This is a genomic window from Xanthomonas campestris pv. asclepiadis (genome assembly GCF_020784175.1).
GTDB lineage: Bacteria > Pseudomonadota > Gammaproteobacteria > Xanthomonadales > Xanthomonadaceae > Xanthomonas > Xanthomonas campestris_D.
In genome coordinates this window covers 1-23,054 of record NZ_JAJGQM010000002.1, presented here as the reverse complement: position 1 = coordinate 23,054, position 23,054 = coordinate 1, and the positions used below count along the sequence as shown (strand labels likewise).

Sequence of the window (23,054 nt, the reverse complement as noted above, 5' to 3'; positions counted from 1 at the left end):
AGAATCCCGAAAGCGAGCGATCAGGCGCGCCCGTAGGTATCTTCGAAACGCACGATGTCGTCTTCGCCCAGATAGCTGCCGGACTGCACTTCGATCAGTTCCAGCGGCAATTTGCCCGGATTGCGCAGGCGATGGGTCACGCCAAGCGGAATATAGGTACTCTGGTTCTCGGTGAGCAGCAGCACCTCTTCGCCACGCGTGACTTCTGCGGTGCCGCTGACGACGATCCAGTGTTCGGCGCGGTGGTGATGCATCTGCAGGCTGAGCACGGCACCGGGCTTGACGGTGATGCGCTTGACCTGGTGACGGTGACCCATGTCGATCGAATCGTAAGCACCCCACGGACGATAGACCTTGCGATGCCAGGTCGCCTCGGAGCGACCGTCGGCCTTGATCCGGCCGACCACATCCTTCACTTCCTGGATGCGATCGCGGTGACCGACCAGAACGGCGTCTGGCGTCTCCACCACAACCACATCCTCCAGACCGACCATGGCGATCAGGCGCGAGCCATACGCATAGGTGTTCTTGCAGTCCAGCTGGATGACATCGCCGTGGTGGGCATTGCCCTGGCCGTCCTGTTCGGAGACGTCCAGCAGCGACGACCACGAACCGACATCGTTCCAGCCGGCATCCATCGGCACCACCACTGCATCGGCGGTCTTTTCCATCACCGCATAGTCGATCGAATCCGATGGGCTGGAGGCGAACGCGTCCTTGTCCAGACGGGTGAAGTCGGCATCGCGCTTGCCGCCTTCCCACGCCTTCTGGCAGGCATCGGCAATGGCCGGCTGGAACTTGCGCAGTTCTTCCAGGTAGCGCGAGGCACGGAACAGGAACATGCCGCTGTTCCAGTAATACTCGCCGCTGGCCAGGTAGCCTTGCGCGGTGGCCAGGTCGGGCTTTTCGACGAAGCGTTCGACCGCGGTGGCGCCGGTACCGGCACCGGCCTTGATGTAGCCATAGCCGGTTTCAGGTGCGGTCGGCTTGATGCCGAAGGTGACCAGCTTGCCCTGTTCTGCGGCGGCAGCTGCAACAGTGACTGCCGCCTGGAAAGCAGCCTCGTCCCGAATGACATGATCGGAAGGAAGCACCAGCAACAGCGGATCGCCACCGTTACGGGTGGCTTCCAACGCAGCGACGGCAATTGCCGGGGCAGTATTGCGGCCCTTGGGCTCGAGCAGGATGGCCGAGGGCTTCACGCCCAACTGCTGCAACTGCTCGGCGGCCATGAAGCGGTGTTCTTCATTGGCCACCACGATGGGGGCATGCGCTGCCACCGGAGCGGAACGCAGCCAGGTGGCCTGCAGCATGCTGTGCTCGCCGACCAGCGGCAGGAACTGCTTCGGGTACGATTCGCGCGACAACGGCCAAAGGCGCGTGCCGGAACCGCCGGACAAAATAATCGGAAGGACGTCGCTCATGAGCGGGGGAAACTCCAGTGCGTCAAAGTGGGGGAAGATGTTAAATCAGCCGCGCAGCAGGTTGGAAATTTCCTGCGTACGCGTTTCCAGCAGTGCGGCGTCGCCGCGCGTTTCCACGTTCAGACGCAGCAGCGGCTCGGTGTTGGAGCTGCGCAGGTTGAAACGCCATTGGCCGAAGTCGGCACTGATGCCATCGGTGTAGTCCAGCTCCGGCGACTGATCGCCGTAGTGATCCATCACGCGGGCAACCGCCGCCTTGGCATCGTCCACCTTGAAGTTGATCTCGCCGCTGCAGGGGAATTTCTGCATGCGCGCCTCGACCAGATCCGCCAGCGAACGACCGGACTGCGACACCAGCTCGGCGATCAACAACCACGGAATCATGCCGGAGTCGGCGTAGGCGAACTCGCGGAAATAGTGGTGCGCGCTCATCTCGCCGCCATACACGGCGTTTTCGCTGCGCATCTTTTCCTTGATGAAGGCATGGCCGCTCTTGCACAGCACCGGGATGCCGCCGGCGTCTTCGACCATCTCGACGGTATTCCAGGTCAGGCGCGGGTCGTGCACGACCTTGCCACCCGGCTGCTTGGCCAGGATCGCCTGGGCCAGCAAGCCGACCAGGTAATAGCCTTCGATGAAGCGGCCGGTGTGGTCGAAGAAGAAGCAGCGATCGAAGTCGCCGTCCCAGGCGATACCGAAGTCGGCGCCGTGTTCCTTGACCGCCCTGGCAGTGGCGTCGCGGTTTTCCGGCAACAGCGGGTTGGGGATGCCGTTGGGGAAGTTGCCATCGGGTTCGTGGAAGACGCGGATGAACTCGAACGGCAGCTGCGGTGCGAGCAGGTCGACGATCAGGCCGGCGCCACCGTTGCCGGCGTTGACCACCAGCTTGAGCGGCTTGAGCGTGCTGCGGTCCACGTAGCTGAGCAGATGCTCCAGGTAGGCGGTCTTGTCGGTGCGGCTCTGCTCGCTTGCGGTTGGCTCGCCCGGCGCGGCGGTATCGGCAGCGACGGTGTCGCGGATCGCGAACAGGCCGGTGTCGGAGCTGATCGGCCGCGCCTGCTCGCGGACCAGCTTCATGCCGTTGTAGTCCATCGGGTTATGGCTGGCAGTGACCATCACGCCGCCGGCTGCCTTGAGGTAATCGGTCTGGAAATAGACCTCCTCGGTGCCGCACAAGCCGATGTCGATCACTTCGCGGCCGCTGGCGCGCAGGCCGGCCGAGAGCGCTTCCTGCAGACCGGGACTGGCCAGGCGCACGTCGTGGCCCAAGACCACTGGCCCTTGCTCCAGCTGCGCCGCCAATGCCACGCCGATGCGGCGCGCCAAGTCCTCGTTGAGTTCATCCGGCACGCGGCCGCGAATGTCGTAGGCCTTGAAGGCGGGTAGCGTCATGGGCAATTCCTGGGGTGGGGGAATTCCGAGTTTAGCGGCTGTGCCGTGTCTTGGGTGTGGCGGAATTGCGATCGGGGACAGGGAACAGTCAGCGGCTAGAATGGCCGCTTCACATCAGCGAGGCGAGGGCGGTGATGAGCAAGGGTGGACGTGGTGCGGCAAGCGGCAAACGCTATGCCGATGCCCGGGCGGCGCTGGATGGGGTGCTGGCCGATGGCCAGACCCTGGCGGTCGGCGGCTTTGGCTTGTGCGGAATTCCGGAGGCGCTGATTGCGGCAGTGCGTGAGAGCGGGGTCAGCGGATTGACCGTGATCTCCAACAACGCGGGCGTCGATGGATTCGGGTTGGGCCAATTATTGGCCACCCGGCAGATCCGCAAGATGATTTCGTCCTACGTGGGCGAGAACAAGGAATTCGAGCGGCAGTATCTGGCCGGCGAACTCGAACTGGAGTTCAATCCGCAAGGCACGCTGGCCGAGCGCCTGCGTGCGGGCGGCGCGGGAATCCCCGCGTTCTACACCGCAACCGGCTACGGCACCATCGTCGCGCAGGGCAAGGAAACCCGCGAATTCGACGGAAAGCAGTACGTGATGGAAACCGCGCTGCAGGCCGATGTCGCGCTGGTCAAGGCCTGGCGCGCGGATACCGCCGGCAATCTGGTGTTCCGCAAGACCGCGCGCAACTTCAATCCGGCCTGTGCCATGGCCGGTCGCGTCTGCGTTGCCGAGGTCGAGGAGATCTTCGAGGTGGGCGCGATCGATCCGGACCAGGTGCATCTGCCCGGCATCTATGTCGACCGGCTGGTGCTCAATGCCACGCCGGAAAAACGCATCGAACAGCGCACCGTGCGCGAAGGACAGCACTGATGGCCTGGACCAGAGACCAGATGGCCGCACGTGCGGCGCGCGAATTGACCGATGGGGCCTACGTCAACCTGGGCATCGGCCTGCCGACGCTAGTGGCCAATCACATTCCCGATGGCGTGGACGTGTGGCTGCAATCGGAAAACGGCCTGCTCGGCATCGGCCCGTTTCCCACCGAGGACGAGGTGGATGCGGACCTGATCAATGCCGGCAAGCAGACAGTGACCGCGCGTGCCGGTGCCAGTTATTTCGGTAGCCACGACTCGTTCGCGATGATCCGCGGCGGGCACATCGATCTGGCGATTCTCGGGGCGATGCAGGTCACCGAGCGTGGCGACCTGGCCAACTGGATGGTGCCCGGCAAGATGGTCAAGGGCATGGGCGGCGCAATGGACCTGGTGGCCGGCGTCAAGCGCGTTGTCGTGCTGATGGAGCACGTCGCCAAGGACGGCAGCCACAAGATCCTGTCCGAATGCGACCTGCCATTGACCGGCGTTGGCGTGGTCGATCGCATCATCACCGACCTGGCGGTATTCGACGTCACCGACGGCGGGCTGGTGTTGGTGGAGGCGGCCGATGGAGTAGCGCTGGAGGAGTTGCGACAGAAGACCGGTGTGACAATTCTGACGCCTCACCCGTGAGGCGAGGCCGGATGGCCGTCAGGTCATCCGGCCCGAACCGATCCGCGTCCGGTGAAGCGGTCGTCCAGTTGCAGATCCGCCAGCCACGGCGCCTGCCAGCGTCCGGAGCCGACGCACTGCAGCGGGATCTGGACCGCGGCTCGATCGAAATCCAGCAGGTAGCTTTCGTCCTGCGCAACCTTGCAAACGTCTGCAATGAACGCCAATGCACCTTCATGCACCTTCGCGATCGTCGCCCATTGCGCTGGCGACAGCTCCGCACTGGCGTAGACCGCAGTCGGAACCTCAGTGGAGTCTGCAAAATAGGAAAACTGCGGCGAAGGAGCGGTGAGAAGAGTTTCCAGAAGCAGATCGTGGCGCAGGATCGTCGATTGCTCCGGATCACCCTCGGTACGGCCATCAAAATAGCGGGCGGCGGCCCAACTCCGGGCAGTGATCTTGGTGGCGCGCCCATTCAATGCAAAATAGGCGCCGCCCAGCGGCTGCCCAGTCAATCTTGTGAGGTTGGCCTGGATGGTGCCGGAGTAACCTATGTCGGCCACCATGGCTGCACCGTCACCTGCGGTCGCTCTCCAGTAATGCAGATAGGCCGTTCTTTCAGTTTCGGCAAGCGCCAGCAGCTCATTGATCGCTGGGGCAATGAGTTCCAGCAGCTCGGCATGCATTTCCGGCAGGTAGACATCGCGTTGCATGACCGAGCGCCCCAGGCGACGTTCCAGCATATCTGCTACCGCATCTCCCAGGCGCGCCTGTATCAGGTTGCTCAGCGTGCCGGTGTAGGTACTATCCAGCAGCAATGCAAGATCATCCGGTGCATGCAGCGAGGGTGTTCCGGTTCCCCGCCGCGATGCCAGCAGATACGTGCCATGAAGCTGCTGTAGTGCAGGCAAGGTTTGTCTTACCAGCTGAAAACCCTGCTCAAGCAGATAGCCTTCTCGGCTCAAAAACAGGATTGTTTCGACATTGCCTTGCTTCGCCGTGCGGATCAGCCAGGCGAGATAATCGAAGATCAGCGGGCCGATGACCAGGTAGCCAAGACATGCCGGGGAGAGAATCGGCAGCGGCATCATCGTTTCCGGGTGCCGGTCGGCAAGATCGGCGAACCGATTGGCCAATAGGCCAAGCCACAACTGGTCCTGCCACCGCGTTGCGGCACCCGACGGCGGTCTGAGCGGGCGCAATGCAGGAACCACCTCCAGCAGCGCGGATGGGCGAAGCACATGCACCGGTGTCAACAGCTTGTGCATCTGTGGACGCTGGACATCTGCGTGTTCGTTGTCGCCGACATGCAGCCACTGCGAGGCATCGATTTTCTCGATGGCCGGAAGCTCCTTCCAGGCGCTGTCAGCATCCTTGCGCCAACCCGTCTCGCAGGACACATACCAGGCAGCTGGCAATGCGTTGACGTCGGCCGGCAGGACCTGCTGCAGCAGTGCGCTATCCAGATACATGTCCGAAAGCGCAACCAGGCGGATGCCACGTTGTTGCAGCTGCGTCGCTGCTGCGATCACACCTCGACGTGGTTGCAGCAATCTGGCCTCCAGCGCCACTTCCAGCGCCTGAAGGTCACCGATTGGAAGTTCCCCCGCACCGGGCAGGCCAGACAGCGTTGCGTAGATGCTCGATAGATCGACATCGGCGCCACGTTGATGGCGTGCTTTTGACTCGGCAAGCTCGCGGAGTTCGAGAAAATTTCCGACCCCGAATTGTCGCGCGATCAGGTGGGCAAGATAGGCGCGCGCACCCGCCGGAAACAGGAACGGCCTCACCACCAAGGTATCGAAGATATCCAGCGACACCAGTCGAGCTTGAAGAGAGGACAGTGTCAACCGCGTGGCGATCGGCGTCTCGAACGACGCCTGCCAGTTGCGTCCACCTTCGCCGCTGAGTGCCAGCGTGCCGTCCTGCGGTAATACGCCGATCCGATACTGCTGATGGCGCACGACAGTGACGAAGATGCGTTCCACCGCGTGGTGCAGGGTGCCATCGATCTGGCCGTGTTCTTCCGGAAAGTCCTTGAGTTCTAAATCCAGCGCGTACAACGGCCGCAGTGCATCCACCTTCGCCCAAAACATTGATCCAGCAGGAAAATCGATGTACTCCGAGGGGTTGATGTCGAATCCGAGTTGCTGTGCAAGCGCGCGACAAACGCTGAAATTGCTGAGCCAGGTATGCGCCCACAGCAGCACCCGTTCATAACTCTCGGGATAGAGCATGCCAAGCCGCGGCTCGGCCTGAAACATTCCCAGTTGCCAGGCGATACGCTCCGGGCTCCCCATCAGGGACGACACCAGGTAGCGGCGCCACTCGCCTTGCTCGCTGCCTGTATACAGCGACTTTTTTGTGTGCAGATGGCCGACCACATCCAATGCCAGGACCTGTTCGCGAAACGTCACCAACAGCGGTGCGATGTCACGGCCACGGTTGGGCACGACGCGTATATCGAGCTTCTCCACCCGCGGCAACGTTGAAAAACGCTCTCGCGCCTGGGCGGCGGCGGCTTCATCCATCACCGATACCAGCAGGTCATAGCTCACCGGCATGTGCTGGAGTGACTGAGCGAATTCGTCGATCAGGTCGGGATAGAAGACGTGCAGCATCACGCCAATCTTGAGCCGCAGCTGCGACAACGGGGCAGGCGCGACAAAAGGTTCCTGGTCAGACAGGTGATGGACCGCCGGCTGCGTGCGCCCTGCCAGTTGCAGCCGCCCCACCAGGCCACGTATGCCCATGGCGCGGATGACCTTGAATGCCCGTATTGCGACCGCGGCTGCGCCCGCGAAGCCGCCACCATGCAGCTCTACCGAGCGACGTGCCGCAGCCAGGAGTTTGGAGAGACTGCCGGTCACGCGGTATGCCAACCGTTGCTCACAGATTCTGGTAGTTCGGGCCCGAACCACCCTCCGGGGTGACCCAGGTGATGATCTCGTACGGGTCCTTGATGTCGCAGGTCTTGCAGTGCACGCAGTTGGCGGCGTTGATCTGCAGGCGCTTGCCGGACGGGCTGCCGGCGTCTGCGACCATTTCGTAGACGTTGGCCGGGCAGAAGCGGGTGCAGGGATTGTCGTATTCCTGCACGCAGCGGGTAGCGCACACGTCGGTATCGAGTACCTTCAGATGCACGGGCTGGTCTTCGTCGTGCTCGGTGGCAGCGAAGTAGACCGCCTGCAGGCGGTCGCGCGGGGCGAGTTCGCGCGTGCCGTAATCACGCGTGGGTTGCTCGTAGTCGCCGATCTTGTGCAAGGCCGACCAGTCGGGTTTGTTCTTCAGCGTCCATGGCGAGGCGCCCTTGAGCGCGGTTTCCCAGGCGGCATTGAGCAGGCCGAACCACAAACCCTTCTTGAAGCCGGGCTTGATGTTGCGCACCTGCTTGAGCTCGGCCATCGCATCGGACGCACGCAACTTGGCGTCGAAGCCTTGCGGCGCCAGCTGCGATTGCACCAGATGTTCGGCGGCCAGCATGCCGCTGCGGATCGCCTGGTGGGTGCCCTTGATCTTGGGCACGTTGAGCAGGCCGGCGGTGTCGCCGATCAAAAGGGCGCCGGGCATTTCCACCTTCGGCAGCGATTGCCAGCCGCCGGTAACGATGGCACGCGCGCCAGCCGAGAGGATGCTGCCGCCTTCCAGCAATGGCTTGATCAGCGCGTGGTTCTTCCATTGCTGGAAGGCTTCCCACGGCTGGTACTTCGGGTCGCTGTAGTCCAGCCCGCTCACATAACCGAGCGCGATCTGGTTGTTGTCCAGGTGATACAGGAAGCTGCCGCCGTAGGTGCGGTTGTCGGCCGGCCAGCCCAGCGTATGCACGATCTTGCCGGGGCTGACGCGCCCCTCCGGGACCTGCCACAGCTCCTTGATGCCGATCGAATAGCCCTGGGGGTCGGCGTTGGCGGTGAGGTCGAAGCGCTTGAGCAGGCGCTTGGTCAGGTGCCCACGCGCGCCTTCGGCCAGCACGGTGACCTTGGCACGGATGTCGATGCCGGCTGTGTAGCCCGGCTTGTGCGATCCATCCTTGGCCACGCCCATGTCGCCGATACGCACGCCAATGACCTGGTCGTTGGCGTCGTGCAGGGTTTCGGCAGCGGCAAAGCCTGGGTAAATCTCCACGCCCAGCGCTTCGGCCTGCGGCGCCAGCCAGGCGCACATTGCGCCCAGGCTGACGATGAAGTTGCCGTGGTTGCGCATGCCCGGCGGCACCACCGGGAACTTGCGCGCGCTGTCCTTGCCGAGGAACCAGAACTCGTCGTCGGTGGCAGCCACGCAGATCGGCGGCGGGTTGTCGCGCCAGCCTGGCAGCAACGCATCCAGCGGGCCCGGCTCGATCACCGCGCCGGACAGGATATGTGCACCGATGGTGCTGGATTTTTCGATCACGCAGACGCTGATGGCCGGATCGAGCTGCTTGAGCCGGATCGCAAAGGCCAGCCCAGCCGGACCGGCGCCGACGGTGACGATGTCGTACTCCATCACGTCGCGCTCGACCGTCTCTGGCGCACTTGCGCCGACTCCTGCTTCCGACATTGCTCCGCTCCCGTTGGCTCGATGGCTGCTGCGCATTTTCCGGGATTCGATGTGACGGCGGCAAATCGGATCGATTCATCGACGCTGCGCGGCCTCTACTCCGTGGGGCGTGCTAGCGTTTGATGCATGAAGATTCGGGTTGCCTTGCCGCAGGCGGAGATCACTTGGTGCCGCGGCTGGTTGCCACGCGCGCAGGCCGATGCGCTGATGCAGGCACTGCTGACGCAAGTGCAGTGGGAAGTGCACCGCATCCGCATGTTCGGGCGGACGGTGGATTCGCCGCGTCTGAGCAGTTGGGTTGGCGATCCGGATGCCAGCTATCGCTATTCGGGCACGCAGTTCGCGCCGCAGCCGTGGCTGGAGGTATTGCAGCCCTTACGCATGCGCTTGCAGGCCGAGACCGGGGCGCCCTTCAACAGCGTGCTGCTTAACCGTTACCGCAGTGGCAACGATGCAATGGGCTGGCACAGCGACGACGAGCCGGAGCTCGGAGCGCGACCGTTGATTGCTTCGGTGAGCCTGGGCGCGACACGGCGCTTTGCCTTCAGGCATCGCGACGATGCGGGGTTGAAGCAGGCGCTGGAACTGGGGCACGGCGATTTGCTGCTGATGGGAGGCGATACCCAGCGCCACTACAAGCATGCGTTACCGCGCACCGCAAAACCCATTGGCGAGCGCATCAATCTGACGTTTCGCCGGATTGCGCCGCGTTGCTCTGAGCGTTAGTTCGGCTGTCGCGGTGACAGCGGGCCCGGCAAGCGTTGGCTATCCTGCTGCCCGGTGACCAAGGTCCAGCCCACCAGCTCGGTGGTGACCTGCGTCATCGCCTGTTCGAATGCCGCTGCCACTGCCGCCGTGTCGGTGCCGCTGGACGGGTGTGCGACCAGGAAGGTGCGCGAGGCCACCACGCGCTGGTCGGCGGCGTGCAGCAGCTTTGCATTGAGTTCGATGGTGGCCGAGGGCAGCGCCTGGCCGGCGTAATCGGACTCGAAGCGGCGCAGGTCGATCGCCAGCTTGTAGTCGGAGCGGATGCCGGTGCCGATGCGGGCGACCGCGGCGATCTTGCCGGAGTCCTCGAATGCGCGCACCACGCTGTCTTCCAGCATATCGGTGGCCGGCTGCGCCCAGCCTGCGCCGTGGTAGACCTGCAATTCGCTCGGGGTCGGGCGCACGTTGATGCGCGGGCTGTCGATGATGCGCGCCGCGCTCGGCTTGGCTACCGCCAGTTGCCAGTTCACCTGCGGCCAGGACGGATTGGGCGTCACCCGCACGGTCGGCGCGTAGATGGTGGCCGGCTTCTGGTCGCCGCCGGTCAGCAGCGAGCAGCCGCCCAGCGCCAGCAGGGAGATGCACAACACGGGACGCAACAGGCGCATGGCAGTCATTTCGGTTCGAACTCCTTGGGTGCGTCGCGGCCGAGCAGGTAGCGCGCAGGGTTGTTGTCCAGTTTGTCGCTGACCCGGCGCAGATCGCGGATCAGGCCGCGCAATTCGGTCAGCGTGGGTCCGAGCTGGCCCAGCCCGTCATTGGCAAAGCTGTTGATGGCCGCGCGGTTCTCGCCGAGGATGTTGTCGGCGTTGCCGGCGGCCGAATCCAGCTTGACCAGGGTGGCGTCGAGCTTGGCCAGGATGCCCGGCAGCTGCTGCACCAGGTTCTGGTCCAGCCGCTTGATGGTGCCGTTGGTGGTGGTCAGGGTGGTGTCCAGATTGCGTGCGGCATCGCGCGCGCTGACGATCAGCGCCTGCATGCCTTCGTCGCGATCGGCGATGCCGCCGCTGATCTTTTCCAGGTTCTGCAAGGTGGCGGTGATGCTGGCCACGTTCTTGTCCGAGAGCATCTGGTCCATGCGCTCGACGATGCGGTTGGCGGTGTCGGTGATGTTCTGCAGCGCCGACGGGGTGGTCTGGATGATCGGCGCGTCGCTCTTGTCGATGGTGGTCAGCGACGGTGCCTCTGGCGTGCCGCCGGAGAGCTGGATGATCGACGGGCCGGTCAGGCTGGTGATGGCCAGCTTGGCGCGGGTGTCGCTCTTGATCGGCGTGGTGGAGTTCACCCGCACGTGCGCGACGACCTGGCGCGGGTCGTTCGGCGCCAGCGTCAGCTCGGTGATCGAGCCCACCGCGATGCCGTTGTACTGCACCGGACTGCCGACCGTCAGGCCGGTCACCGCCTCACGGAACACCACCCGGTACTGCTGCCAGGTGCGGTCGGAGGAATATTTTGCGGCCCATAGCCCGAACAGCAGCAGGGCCAGGCCCGCCACGATGGTGAAGGCGCCGATCAGGACGTAATTGGCTTTGGTTTCCATGCTCAGGCGGTCTCGGTGGAGTCGGTCTTGGCCGCGCGCGCGGCGCGGGCGCGCGGACCGTGGAAGTATTCCTGGATCCAGGGATGGTCGACCTGTTCGATCTCGGCCAGCGGCGCGTTGGCGATCACCTTGCGATCGGCCAGCACCGCGATGCGGTCGCAGATGGCGTACAGCGTATCCAGGTCATGCGTGATCAGGAACACGGTCAGGCCCAATGCCTGCTGCAAGGTGCGGATCAGGCGGTCGAAGGCGGCCGCGCCGATCGGGTCCAGCCCGGCGGTGGGCTCGTCCAGGAACAACAGCGGCGGATCCAGCGCCAGCGCCCGCGCCAGGCCGGCGCGCTTGCGCATGCCACCGGACAACTGCGAGGGCAGTTTGTCCAGCGCATCGGCCGGCAGGCCGGCCAGCTTGATCTTCAGCAGCGCCAGCTCGAAATACCAGCGCTCCGGAAACTCGCCGTGATGCTCCTTCAGCGGCACCTGCACGTTTTCGCCGACGGTCATCGACGAGAACAGCGCGCCGTCCTGGAACAGCACGCCGGTGTTGCGGGTGATGTGCTGGCGGTCGGCGAAGCGGCCCGAGCGCGCATCCGCCCCCAGCACCTGGATGCTGCCGGCATCCGGCTCGCGCAGGCCCAGGATGCTGCGCATCAGCACCGACTTGCCGGTGCCCGAGCCGCCGACCACGCCCAGGATCTCGCCGCGACGCACGTCCAGATCCAATTCCTCGTGCACGACCTGGCTGCCGAAACGGTTGGTCAGCCCGCGCACCGAGATCGCCAACTGGTCGTCGTCGGCGTCGGTCTCTGTGCCGGGAGTGGGGATTGGGGATTCGGGATTGGTCAAAGCACTTTTCTCCCGGATACCAGTGCAAGCGCTTTGCGTCTGCTCTGCACGAATCCCAAATCCCGAATGTCGAATCTCGGCCTCATCACCACCCCATCTTCATGAACCACAGCGCGGCGATCGCGTCGAGGATGATGACCAAGGAAATCGTCTGCACCACCGAGGAGGTGGTGCGCTCGCCAACCGATTGCGCGGTACCGCTAACCTTCAGACCTTCCAGACAGCCAATCAGGCCGATCACCAGCGCAAACAGCGGCGCCTTCGACAGCCCGACCAGAAAATGCCGCAGCTGGATGGTGTCGTGCATGCGCGCCAGATACATCTGCGGCGGAATATCCAGATCGAATGCGCCCACGGTGACACCGCCGGCCAGGCCAGCGATCATCGCGATGAAGGTCAGCAGCGGCAGGGTGAAGATCAGCGCGAGCAGGCGCGGAATCACCAGCAGGTCGATCGGGTCCAGGCCCAGGGTGCGGATGGCGTCCACTTCCTCGCGCGATTTCATCGCGCCGATCTGCGCGGTGAAGGCGCTGGCGGTGCGCCCGGCCAGCACGATGGCGGTCAGCAGCACCGCGAACTCGCGCAGGAAGGCGATGGACACCAGCTCCACCACATAAATCTCCGCGCCGAAGTCGCGCAGGATGGTCGAGCCCAGGAATGCGATCACCGCGCCGACCAGATACGACAGCAGCACCACCAGCGGCACCGCATCCAGGCCGACCTGCTCCATGTGGTGCACGGTGGAGGTCAGGCGGAAGCGGCGCGGCTCGTGGATCAGCCGCGCGATCTTGACCAGGTTCTCGCCCAGAAAACTGTTCAGCTCCAGAATGCCCTGGCCGACGCCGTGGGTGGTGCGGCCCAGACGGTCCAGCGCGGCGACGAAGCCGTAGTCGCGTTTGGGCTTGGGGCGTTCGTCGTTGAGTTCCTCGATGGTGCACACCAGGGCCTGGTGCTCGTCGCGGAAATCGATCGCGTCTTCCTTCAGGCCCATGCGGCTGGCGAAGCGCAGCAGCTGCAGCACGCCGGCCGAATCCAGTTGCCCGATGCCGCGCGCGTCGATGCGCCGGATCCCCTCGGGTACGGCCTGCAGCAGCTCGGCCTGGGGCAATGCGGTCGCCAGGACCCAACTGCCAGCAAGGCGGACCTGTGCGTGATCCTGCGAGTCTTGTTCGATGCGTGGAGGTTGCGCTTTGATCATGGGTGGCCTGTCCGTGGCGCCAGCATACCGCGCCCGGCGTGAGCGAATGATGGGGACGCTTCGCACCTGCGGTCCCGGCACAGACAATCGGCGCGCCGGCCAGGTGCGCTGCGGCATACACTGGCGGCCTCGCCAGACGGCGTTTCTCCGATCCGACCCGCCACGCATGTCCGCTGCCACCGTCGTCCAACCGTCCGCCAGCGCCACCTATGCCCAGCGCGTCGCCTTTGTTTCGGAAATCGCCGGACGCCTGCATTCCTATGGCACCACTGCGCAGCGTCTGGAGGCCGCCGTGGTCGGACTGTCGCAGAAGTTGGGCCTGGACTGCGAGCCCTGGTCCAATCCCACCGGGATCATTTTGAGCTTCAGCGACCCGACCAAGGCGATTGGCTCCAGCGACATCACCAGGGTGATCCGGCTGGCCCCGGGCGAGAACGACCTTTACAAGCTCAGCGTGGCCGATTACGTGGCCGACAGCGTGGCCAACGGGCGCATGAGCATCGCCCAGGGGCACACCGCGCTGCGGCGGCTGGACCGCGAGGTCGATCGGCGCGGCAAGACCATGCAGGTGCTGGCATTCGGGCTGGCCGCCGCCGGCGTGGCAGGGCTGTGGAAACTGCCCTGGCTGGATATCGCCACCGCTGGCGCGATCGGGATGTCGATCGGCCTGCTGACCCAGTACACCGACAAGCGGCCGGCGACCAAGGAAGCCGGCGAGGCGCTGGCCGGGCTATTGGCCGGGGTGGTGGCCGCGGTGGTGGCCTCGCTGCTCGGGCCGCTGAACCTCAATACGGTGATCATCGCCTCGCTGGTGGTGCTGCTGCCCGGCATGTCGTTGACCAATGCCTTCAACGAGCTGGCCAGCCAGCATTGGGTCTCGGGCACGGCGCGGCTGGCCGGTGCGGTGACCACGGTGCTCAAGCTCACCGTCGGTGCGGTGATCGCGGTGACGCTGACCCAGGTGCTTGGCTTGCATCCGCAAGTGGCCGCATTGCGTCCGCAGGCCGGCTGGGTGGAATGGGCCTCGCTGTTGGTGGCCGCTTATGCGTTTGCGGTGTTGTTCAAGGCCAATCGACGCGATTATTTATGGATCATGGCAGCGGCCATGTCCGGGTATGTCATTGCGCGTTATGCCGGACATGCCTGGGGTGGTCCGGCCGGTGTCTTTGCATCGGCCATGGCATTGACCGCCGCCGGTAATCTGTTCGGGCGGGTGGTGCAAAAACCCGGTGCATTGATCCGTTTGCCCGGCATCATCATGCTGGTTCCGGGCAGTGTCAGCTTGCGTGGCTTTCTGACCCTGGTACAGCAACAGGATGTCAGCGTCGGGCAGGCCGCCCTATTGGCGGTGACCAATATCGTGATGGCCTTGATGGCCGGATTGCTGTTCGGCAATCTGTTGATTCCGGCCCGCAAGAATTTATGACAGATAAAAAACGCGCAATAAAAACGCCGGCAATGCCGGCGTTTTTATTGATGTGAATCAGGCGGCCTTGGATTTCTTGGTCGCGCGCTTGGTGGCGGCTTTGCGCGGCGCGGCCTTCTTGGCCGGGGTCTTCTTGGCGCTGACCTTGCTGATCAGAAAGTCTTCGACTTTCTTGCCGGCGGCAGTCAATTCGGCCAGCCAGCGCGGCTGCTTGCCACGGCCGGTCCAGGCTTCCTGGGGATTGGCGGGGTTGCGATACTTGGGCGGAACCTTGCCAAGCTTGCGGCCGGCGCGCGGACCCGGCTTGGCAGCGGCAGCCGGACGACCCGGGCCGGCGCTGGCGCCAAACAATTCTTCGATGGAATAACCCTGGGCTTTTGCCGCGCGGGTCAGTTGCGTGCGGACCTTGGCAATCGGGGCGCGCTTGGCAACCACGGTTTGCTGCTTCTTCGCATTTTTGATCAGTGCACCCAACTGCTTGGCCGACAGGCCGCTAAGATCGATCGACATCACTACTCCGGAAGATGAGAGAAAAAAGAATGCCGGTCCGTGGCAGCGCTGGCCATCATAATGTCAGAAAACCCGGGTGACAAATGCGCCGAAATAATTCGGCGCCTTGTGTTCATCCAATCGAAGTGGTTTCGGGTGATTTGATCAACGACCCAGGCGGGAGAATAACCCGGCCTTATCCAGGTTTTCTGCTGCCTCTGCAGTGCGCGCGCGATATTCAAATGTACCGGCGGCCAATCCGCGTTCGGAGACCACCACCCGATGCGGAATGCCCAGCAGTTCCATATCGGCAAACATCGCGCCCGGGCGCAGCCCGCGATCGTCCAGCGCCGCTTCGATCCCTGCGGCGATCAATTCGTCCAGCAATGCCTGAGCGGCGGCAACCACCTGCGCATCCTGCTTGGGGTTGATGATGCAGACCACCACCTGCCACGGTGCCATCGGCGCGGGCCAGACGATGCCGGCATCGTCATGGTTCTGCTCGATCGCCGCGGCCACGATGCGCGAAATGCCGATGCCGTAGCAGCCCATCTTCATCACCGCGGCCTTGCCGTTCTCGTCGATCACGGTGGCCTGCAGCGCCTGCGCATACTGGTCGCCGAGCTGGAAGACGTGTCCCACTTCGATGCCGCGGGCCAGCCGCAGTTCGCCGCCATCGGCCGCGCGTTCGCCTTCGATGACGTTGCGCACATCCGCAACGGTGTCAGGTTCGGGCAGGTCGCGGCCCCAGTTGACGCCCACCAGGTGCGCGCCGGGCACATTGGCGCCGACCACGAAATCGGCCAGGGCTGCGACGTCGCGATCGGCCACCACGCGTACCGGGCGGGCGGTGTTCACCGGGCCCAGGAAGCCGGGCTCGCAGCCGAGGTGGTCGCGGATTTCGGCCTCATTGGCCATCCGGTAACCGGCCAGCCCGGCGACCTTGGCCAGCTTGATCTCGTTGACCGCGTGGTCGCCACGCACCAGCACCAGCACGAAGCCGGCCTCGGTCATCACCGCCACCGACTTGACCGTGCGCTGCAGCGTGATGCCCAGCAACCGGGCGACGTCTTCGCAGGTCTTCTGGCTGGGTGTTGCGACCTGGCGCATCGCCTCACCAGCCTCGGCACGCGGTGCGGGCAGGGCGGCGCTGGCGGTTTCCACGTTGGCGGCGTAATCGGAGCCGGTGGAGAATGCCAGCGAGTCTTCGCCGGAGGCGGCGATGACGTGGAATTCCTGCGAGGCGTCGCCGCCGATCGCACCCGAGTCGGCCTGCACGGCGCGGAATTCCAGCCCCAGCCGGGTGAAGATGCGGGTGTAGGCCGCGCGCATGTTGTCGTATTCGCGCGCCATGTCGGCATCGGTGAGATGGAAGGAATAGGCGTCCTTCATCAGGAATTCGCGCGCGCGCATCACGCCGAAGCGCGGACGGATCTCATCGCGGAACTTAGTCTGGATCTGGAAGAAGTTCAGCGGCAACTGCTTGTAGCTGTTGATCTCCTGACGCGCGAATTCGGCCGCGGCCTCTTCGGCGGTCGGGCTGTAGCAGAACTCCTGTTCCTTGCGATCCTTGATCTTGAGCAGTTGCCCGCCGAACTTTTCCCAACGGCCGGTGGCGTCCCACAGCTCGCGCGGCTGGATGGTGGGGAACAGCACTTCCACCGCCCCGGCGCGGTTCATCTCCTCGCGCACGATGGCCTCGACCTTGCGCAGCACGCGCAGACCCAGTGGCGACCAGGTATACAACCCGGAGGCCAGCTTGCGGATCATGCCCGCGCGCAGCATCAGACGGTGGCTGACCAGCTCGGCGTCGGCCGGGGTTTCCTTGGTGGTGTGCAGGTGGAACTGGGAAAGACGCATCGGGCTTCGCTTGGGCGGAAAGCCCATAGTTTGCCAGTCTCGCGCCTGCCGGTCAGTGGCGCCGGCCGAATCGGCCGGCGCCACTGACCGGCACGTGACCGCTCCCGAGCCGGCTCAGGTGGCCGGAGTGCTGCTCGCCGCCGGCTTGCAATAGGCCTTGGCGGCCGCCTCGGCGAGATTGCGCTGCGCAGTACGGGCGTCCGGGTCCAGCGGGGTGCCGGGCTTGCCGTCGGCGCCCGCGCCCATGGTGACCTCGCCCTTGCCGCTGAGCAGTTCCAGGTTGCGGCGTGCGGTCAGGCAGTCGGCCGATTCGGGCGTGGCGGCCTCCCGCGCGGCGATGGCGGCAGTGCCGCTACGTGCATCGATCCGGCGCGCTTCGTAGCGCTGGCCGGTCGGTGGCGGGGTTTCGGTGTAGTGGGTGACGCCCTTGGCGTCCTTCCATTTGTACAGATCGGTCGCGCCGGCGGCGGCGCTGACCAGCATCAACAGGGCGCAAAGCCCGGACGACAGGTGCATGTGGCTTCCCCTGGATGATTCCCGCGGCGATTGCAGCATCCGCGGCCGGCGCTGGCAAGTGACGCCGCTTGCGCACACGCACGACGCAGGCGCGCTACCGCCGGACGGACCTCAGGCCCTACACTTGCCGGATGGATGAGATGAGACCGCCCCCGCGCTCGCGCACGATCTACCTGCTGCCGAACCTGTTCACCACCGCCGGGCTGTTTTCCGGTTTCTACGCCATCATCGCCGCCGCCAACGGGCAATTCGTCCAGGCCGCCATGGCGGTGTTCGTGGCCGCGGTGATGGACGGACTGGACGGCCGGGTCGCGCGCCTGACCAATACCAGCAGTGAGTTCGGCGTGCAGTACGACTCGCTGGCCGATCTGGTCAGCTTCGGCATGGCCCCGGCGCTGGTGATGTATCACTGGTCGCTGTCGGCGCTGAAGTACGACAGCAACGTGATGGGCCGGGTCGGCTGGTCGGCCGCGTTTCTGTATGCGGCCTGCGCGGCGCTGCGCCTGGCGCGCTTCAACACGCAAGTGGGGGTGGTCGACAAGCGCTGGTTCATCGGCCTGGCCAGCCCGGCGGCGGCCGGCCTGATGATGTCCTTCGTCTGGGCGTTTGCCGACGACAGCCTGGGCTTCGATGGCGAGCAGCTGCGTTATCTGGCGCTGGCGGTCACGGTGGTGTCGGCCTTGCTGATGGTCAGCCGGATCCGGTTCTGGAGCTTCAAGGGTGGTGCGCGTGGTCCGCGTGCCGACCGTGTGCCGTTTCTGGCGCTGGCGATCGCCACGGTGGTGATCGCGCTGCTGGTGATCGATCTGGCCCGTTCGCTGCTGGTGATCGGCGTGCTGTATGCGCTGTCCGGCCCGGTGATGTGGCTGTGGCGGCGCTGGCGGCGTACGCCCGAGCTGCCATGAGCTGGCGCCGCCCCGCGCACACTGCCATGAGCCACGTGCCATGAGTCAATTCACCTCCGAGCCGATGTGGTCCGATCTGCAGGTGTCGTATCTGCAGGCGTTGGGACACACCGTCTATCTGGACCGCGACAGCGTGGATGCGGCGGCGCCTGAGGAGACGAGCGAGCGTGCGCCGGCCGCCGCACCGCCGCGTGTGGAGCGCACGCCACCAATGCCGGCGTCAGTGGCACCGCCGGTGGTCCGTCGCAGCGCTCCGGCAGCACCGGCCGACGCGCCGCGGACGGTCTCGACTGCGCCGTCGGCAGCGCCACAGCGGCGCAGCCGGGTCGGCATGCCCGATCGCCTGCAGATGGCGTTGCTGCGGGCCTCCGGCTGCAACCCGGGCGATCCGAATACGCAAGCCTTGATGGCGTCCTGGCCGCTGGCCGAGCTGCGCGGCAATCCGGCCGCCAAGCGCGCGCTGTGGCCGCAACTGCGCGCGCTGCGGCGGCGCCGGGACCCGGCATGAGCGCCTTGAACGCGCCGCTGCCCACCTCGCTGCGCGCCATGCGCGAGAGCGATCTGGATGTGGTGATGGAGATCGAACATCGCGCCTATCCGTTCCCGTGGACGCGCAGCATCTTTCGCGATTGCCTGCAGGCCGGTTATCCGGGCTGGGTGATGGAGCAGGGCGGGCAGGTCATTGGCTATGGGGTGATCAGCATCGCTGCCGACGAGGCGCATGTGCTCAATGTCTGCATCGCACCGGAGGCGCAATCCCAAGGGCATGGCCGCGTGCTGTTGCGCGCGCTGATCAAGGGTGCCTGCGATCGCGGCGCGCGGCGCGCGTTTCTGGAAGTACGCCCGTCCAATCCGTCGGCGATTGCGCTGTATCACTCCGAAGGCTTCAATGAAATCGGGCGGCGCCCACGCTACTACCCCTCCAACACCGGCCGCGAAGATGCGTTGGTGATGGCGATCGAGTTGTTCTTCGAAGGGTTCTCCTGAACCTCATCGGCTGTTGCTGACGGGAGTGTTCTCTCGTCCGGCTGGATCTGCACCCACTCACCTGATATCCGCCGCGCGGTTGCATCGCTGAGGCATGTGTCACGACCTGGAGACATCAGCCCGGCGCTTGCATGGCGGTCAGACGATCGCGCCTGTGCTCTTCTGTTTGGCTGCAAATGCGGCGGTGTCGTGACGCACTATGACCAGGTCATCAGGCAATGCACTTGCTGTGCCCCGAGCTCTTGCGCATCGCTGCAATCGATCGCAACAGGGTGCATTTTTTCCCGAACCCACCGCTTGAGTCGGCCGCTTGCGCGTCGACATCCGACATGACGCACCTGCATGCGGAATGGTGATTCTTTCACCACCTCTCCTTTCATGCTTTCAGTGACGTGATCGGTTGTGCCCACGCGTGCGAGAAGGCGCGTGACGGCAATACATCGCATTGCAGCCGCTGTGCGCGCCAAGAAAACATGCAGGCATGTGATGGTGGCGGCACACCGTGCTGGAGCTGTGTCGGTCTGCGTTGCGATGCAGATCATGCTGCGCTGCAGTGTCCTTGCGCCTGTCTCCGCGTGTCTTGATTACAGCGTTTTGTCTCCTCTTGGATGTCTCGCAACCGTTTGCGTGACTGCGCGTGCACATCGATACATCGGCTAGATACAAGCCATTGCGATGCTCCTAGTATCGGCGTCGCGGAACTGAAAAGTACAGAGATGAAAAGTATGTTCCGCGCCTGCTAGACGAGGGGTGTGCCGCCGCGCGGCGCATCGAACCTATCCGAGGGAGAGATCAAGATGAAGCCGAAATTTTCAACGGCGGCCGCCGCGTCGCTGTTTGTCGGGTCGTTGCTGGTTGTTGGCGTTGCCTGCGCCGATCCTGCACTGGAAGTTGCAACCACTGGTTGGGCAACACAGAACGGAGGCACCAAGGGCGGCTCCAAAGCGGCCGCTGCCAACATCTACACGGTCAAGACTGCCGCCGAGCTGAAGAGCGCGCTGAAGGCCAGCGTGGGCAGCAACGGGCGCATCATCAAGATCAGCGGCATCATCGATGTCAGCGAGGGCAAGCCGTACACCAAGACCTCGGATATGAAGACCCGCGCGCGTCTGGATATTCCCACCAAGACCACGCTGATCGGCATCACCAGCAATGCGGAGATCCGCGAAGGCTATTTTTACGTCAAGGCCAACGACGTCATCATCCGCAACCTCACCATCGAAAATCCGTGGGATCCGGAGCCGGTCTGGGACCCGGATGACGGCAGCGCCGGCAACTGGAATGCCGAGTACGACGGCCTCACGGTCGAAGGTGCGACCAATGTGTGGGTGGACCATGTCACCTTCACCGACGGTCGTCGCACCGACGATCAGAACGGTACCGCCAACGGCCGCCCGAAGCAGCATCATGATGGTGCGAGGGACGTCAAGAAGGGCGCCAACTTCGTCACCATCTCCTACTCGGCGTTCAAGTCGCACGAGAAGAACGACCTCATCGGCTCAAGCGACAGCGCTTCCAGCACCGACAGCGGCAAGCTCAAGGTGACCATCCACAACACCTTGTTCGAGAACATCTCTGCACGCGCACCGCGTGTGCGCTTCGGGCAGGTGCATCTGTACAACAACTATCACGTTGGTAGCACCACCCATCCGGTTTACAAGTTCTCGCACGCGCATGGTGTGGGCAAGGAGTCGAAGATCTTCTCCGAGCGCAACGTGTTCGACATCAGCGGAATGAGCAGCTGCGACAAGATTGCGGCCGATTACGGCGGCAGCGTCTATCGCGATCAAGGCTCGCTGCTCAACGGCAAGGCGCTGACCTGCTCGTGGAATAGCAACATCGGCTGGACCCCGCCGTACACCTACAGCCTGCTGTCGGCCGACAAGGTTGCTGCAGACGTCAAGGCGAAGGCCGGCGCCGGAAAGTTGTAAGCCTTACCAACGCAACGCCGAGTGCAGTGCCCGCAAAACGGGTGCTGCATTCGCGTGTGCGCTACATGCAGAGTATGCGTGTGTAGAAAAATAGTTTTCAGAAACAGACTATTCAATAGTTTTCATAAGTATTAGGATCGAGTCGCGTTCGCTAGGGGACTGGCCTTGATGGCCTGGGCGACTGCACCGGGGAGCGCGTCGTCTCATGCGACGCGCCATTGCGTTACGCATTCAAGAGAATTCATCACCATGTCGAAAGCATCGACAGTCGTTGGTAGTACCGTTGTGGGCGTCGTTCTGGGGGCTGCGCTGTTGTCTCCTGCAGCCTACGCTGCAGATCCGTCGCTGGATGTGGCCACCACCGGTTGGGCCACCCAGAACGGCGGAACCAAGGGCGGTTCCAAAGCCGCCGCGGCGGACATCTACACCGTCAGCACGGCAGCGCAGTTGAAGGCTGCGTTAAAAGCCAAGGCGGGCAGCAACGGCCGCATCATCAAGGTCAAGGGTGTCATCGACATCAGCGAAGGCAAGGCCTACACCAAGACCTCGGACATGAAGACCCGCGCGCGGCTGGACATCCCGACCAAGACCACCTTGATCGGCGTCGGTACCAATGCGGAAATTCGCGAGGGCTATTTCTACATCAAGGCCAACGACGTCATCATGCGCAATCTCACGATCGAAAATCCGTGGGATCCGGAGCCGAAGTGGGATGCCGACGACGGCGACAACGGCAACTGGAATTCCGAATACGACGGCCTGACCGTGGAAGCGGCCACCAACGTGTGGGTGGACCATGTCACCTTTACCGACGGTCGCCGCACCGACGATCAGAACGGCACCGCCAACGGCCGCCCCAAGCAGCATCACGATGGTGCGATGGACGTCAAGAAGGGCGCCAACTTCGTCACCATCTCCTACTCGGCGTTCAAGTCACACGAGAAAAACAGCCTGATCGGTTCCAGCGACAGCGCTTCCAGCACCGACAGCGGCAAGCTCAAGGTGACCATCCACAACACCTTGTTTGAAAACATTTCCGCACGCGCGCCGCGGGTGCGCTTCGGCCAGGTGCACCTGTACAACAACTACCATGTCGGCAGCACCAGCAATAAGGTCTATCCGTTCTCGCACGCGCATGGCGTCGGCAGGGAATCGAAGATCTTCTCGGAGAACAATGCGTTCGACATCAGTGGTGTGAGCAGCTGCGACAAGATCGCTGGCGACTACAAGGGCAGCGTGTATCGTGACCAGGGTTCGCTGATCAACGGCAAGGCGCTGACCTGCTCGTGGAACAGTAATATCGGCTGGAAGCCGCCGTATACCTACAACTTGCTGGCCGCCAACAAGGTGGCGGCAGACGTCAAGGCAAAGGCCGGCGCGGGCAAGCTATAAGGCGTCTGCGCTACGCAACGCCGCGATGCATGTAGCGTTGCACATCTTTCCACAACGCCCGCAGCACTGCGAGCGTTGTGCGTTTGCGCAATGTCTTTATCGATGTCTCGTTGTCCGGCGATATACGCCGTTTCAACACCGTGGCGCATGTGTGCAGCATTACGCGTCTTCGGTCCGCGACCGAACGCTGAAAGCATGCAGGACGCAGGAACCATGCAGGACGCAGGACCATGCAGGGCCCTTGCCCGCCCACCATCGCGGGACGCGCCGCAAGTACGTCCATGTAGCAACTGTGTTGTTGGAGGGGGTTCTGACCGTTCTGGAAGCCGGGCACGGGAGCGCCGGCCGCTGGTCAGCAG

Annotated in this window: 20 protein-coding genes; 9 read left to right on the top strand and 11 right to left on the bottom strand. The window is 64.0% G+C overall.

Annotated features, from left to right (window positions below; genetic code table 11):
• Positions 1-20 precede the first annotated feature (20 nt).
• Both LL972_RS00985 and LL972_RS00980 read right to left on the bottom strand, forming a co-directional pair.
• Positions 21-1,424: a mannose-1-phosphate guanylyltransferase/mannose-6-phosphate isomerase gene (locus LL972_RS00985; protein ID WP_228326033.1), complete on the bottom strand. Its 1,404-nt coding sequence runs from the start codon at positions 1,422-1,424 to the stop codon at positions 21-23.
• Positions 1,425-1,469: 45 nt separating this feature from the next.
• Positions 1,470-2,816 (bottom strand): phosphomannomutase/phosphoglucomutase, encoded by a 1,347-nt coding sequence (locus LL972_RS00980; protein WP_024938344.1) that lies wholly within the window; start codon positions 2,814-2,816, stop codon positions 1,470-1,472.
• A 134-nt stretch (positions 2,817-2,950) separates the two neighbouring features.
• On the opposite strand from LL972_RS00980, the gene LL972_RS00975 reads away from it, so the two are divergent.
• Positions 2,951-3,682, top strand: coding sequence for a CoA transferase subunit A (locus LL972_RS00975; RefSeq protein WP_228326032.1), 732 nt, complete (start codon positions 2,951-2,953; stop codon positions 3,680-3,682).
• Complete coding sequence (locus LL972_RS00970; RefSeq protein ID WP_228326031.1) at positions 3,682-4,320, top strand: CoA transferase subunit B; 639 nt, start codon at positions 3,682-3,684, stop codon at positions 4,318-4,320. The genes LL972_RS00975 and LL972_RS00970 overlap by 1 nt, the downstream gene beginning before the upstream one ends.
• A 23-nt stretch (positions 4,321-4,343) precedes the next feature.
• Here LL972_RS00970 and LL972_RS00965 read toward each other — a convergent pair whose 3' ends face one another.
• Both LL972_RS00965 and LL972_RS00960 read right to left on the bottom strand, forming a co-directional pair.
• Positions 4,344-7,079 carry a rhamnan synthesis F family protein gene (locus LL972_RS00965; RefSeq protein WP_228326177.1) on the bottom strand — a complete coding sequence of 912 codons (2,736 nt, stop codon included), beginning with the start codon at positions 7,077-7,079 and terminating at the stop codon, positions 4,344-4,346.
• Between the two features lie 109 nt (positions 7,080-7,188).
• Positions 7,189-8,838 (bottom strand): electron transfer flavoprotein-ubiquinone oxidoreductase, encoded by a 1,650-nt coding sequence (locus LL972_RS00960; RefSeq protein ID WP_228326030.1) that lies wholly within the window; start codon positions 8,836-8,838, stop codon positions 7,189-7,191.
• 126 nt (positions 8,839-8,964) lie between these two features.
• Between LL972_RS00960 and LL972_RS00955 the strand changes: the two genes are divergently transcribed.
• Positions 8,965-9,564, top strand: a complete 600-nt coding sequence (locus LL972_RS00955; RefSeq protein ID WP_228326029.1) for an alpha-ketoglutarate-dependent dioxygenase AlkB family protein — start codon at positions 8,965-8,967, stop codon at positions 9,562-9,564.
• Here LL972_RS00955 and LL972_RS00950 read toward each other — a convergent pair.
• The 4 genes from LL972_RS00950 to LL972_RS00935 form a co-directional block, all read right to left on the bottom strand.
• Positions 9,561-10,223 carry an ABC-type transport auxiliary lipoprotein family protein gene (locus LL972_RS00950; RefSeq protein WP_228326028.1) on the bottom strand — a complete coding sequence of 221 codons (663 nt, stop codon included), beginning with the start codon at positions 10,221-10,223 and terminating at the stop codon, positions 9,561-9,563. The two genes, LL972_RS00955 and LL972_RS00950, sit on opposite strands and share 4 nt — an antisense overlap.
• Positions 10,220-11,146 carry an MlaD family protein gene (locus LL972_RS00945; RefSeq protein WP_023902524.1) on the bottom strand — a complete coding sequence of 309 codons (927 nt, stop codon included), beginning with the start codon at positions 11,144-11,146 and terminating at the stop codon, positions 10,220-10,222. The genes LL972_RS00950 and LL972_RS00945 overlap by 4 nt, the downstream gene beginning before the upstream one ends.
• A 2-nt stretch (positions 11,147-11,148) precedes the next feature.
• Positions 11,149-11,991 carry an ABC transporter ATP-binding protein gene (locus tag LL972_RS00940; RefSeq protein ID WP_228326027.1) on the bottom strand — a complete coding sequence of 281 codons (843 nt, stop codon included), beginning with the start codon at positions 11,989-11,991 and terminating at the stop codon, positions 11,149-11,151.
• Between the two features lie 85 nt (positions 11,992-12,076).
• On the bottom strand, positions 12,077-13,306 hold the full coding sequence (locus LL972_RS00935) for an MlaE family ABC transporter permease (protein WP_429002102.1): 1,230 nt from the start codon (positions 13,304-13,306) through the stop codon (positions 12,077-12,079).
• A 49-nt stretch (positions 13,307-13,355) separates the two neighbouring features.
• Here LL972_RS00935 and LL972_RS00930 point away from each other — a divergent pair, with 49 nt between their 5' ends.
• Positions 13,356-14,615 (top strand): threonine/serine ThrE exporter family protein, encoded by a 1,260-nt coding sequence (locus tag LL972_RS00930; protein ID WP_228326026.1) that lies wholly within the window; start codon positions 13,356-13,358, stop codon positions 14,613-14,615.
• Between the two features lie 57 nt (positions 14,616-14,672).
• On the opposite strand, the gene LL972_RS00925 is transcribed toward LL972_RS00930, so the two are convergent.
• The 3 genes from LL972_RS00925 to LL972_RS00915 all read right to left on the bottom strand — a co-directional run bounded on the left by LL972_RS00925 (position 14,673) and on the right by LL972_RS00915 (position 17,480).
• Entirely contained in the window at positions 14,673-15,125 is a 453-nt protein-coding gene (locus LL972_RS00925; RefSeq protein ID WP_228326025.1) for an H-NS family nucleoid-associated regulatory protein, read from the bottom strand.
• 144 nt (positions 15,126-15,269) lie between these two features.
• Positions 15,270-16,964: a proline--tRNA ligase gene (locus LL972_RS00920; protein ID WP_228326024.1), complete on the bottom strand. Its 1,695-nt coding sequence runs from the start codon at positions 16,962-16,964 to the stop codon at positions 15,270-15,272.
• Between the two features lie 114 nt (positions 16,965-17,078).
• Positions 17,079-17,480, bottom strand: coding sequence for a DUF4124 domain-containing protein (locus tag LL972_RS00915; RefSeq protein WP_228326023.1), 402 nt, complete (start codon positions 17,478-17,480; stop codon positions 17,079-17,081).
• A gap of 131 nt (positions 17,481-17,611) precedes the next feature.
• Here LL972_RS00915 and pssA point away from each other — a divergent pair, with 131 nt between their 5' ends.
• From pssA to LL972_RS00890, 5 genes are all read left to right on the top strand, one after another.
• Positions 17,612-18,385, top strand: coding sequence for a CDP-diacylglycerol--serine O-phosphatidyltransferase (pssA, locus tag LL972_RS00910; protein ID WP_104583307.1), 774 nt, complete (start codon positions 17,612-17,614; stop codon positions 18,383-18,385).
• 40 nt (positions 18,386-18,425) lie between these two features.
• Positions 18,426-18,893 (top strand): alanine acetyltransferase, encoded by a 468-nt coding sequence (locus tag LL972_RS00905; RefSeq protein WP_228326022.1) that lies wholly within the window; start codon positions 18,426-18,428, stop codon positions 18,891-18,893.
• Positions 18,890-19,372, top strand: coding sequence for a ribosomal protein S18-alanine N-acetyltransferase (gene rimI, locus LL972_RS00900; protein ID WP_172453334.1), 483 nt, complete (start codon positions 18,890-18,892; stop codon positions 19,370-19,372). Before LL972_RS00905 ends, rimI begins: the two co-directional genes overlap by 4 nt.
• Before the next feature lie 797 nt (positions 19,373-20,169).
• Complete coding sequence (locus tag LL972_RS00895; protein WP_228326021.1) at positions 20,170-21,303, top strand: pectate lyase family protein; 1,134 nt, start codon at positions 20,170-20,172, stop codon at positions 21,301-21,303.
• 249 nt (positions 21,304-21,552) lie between these two features.
• Complete coding sequence (locus tag LL972_RS00890) at positions 21,553-22,695, top strand: pectate lyase family protein (RefSeq protein WP_228326020.1); 1,143 nt, start codon at positions 21,553-21,555, stop codon at positions 22,693-22,695.
• The last annotated feature ends 359 nt before the right edge of the window (positions 22,696-23,054 follow it).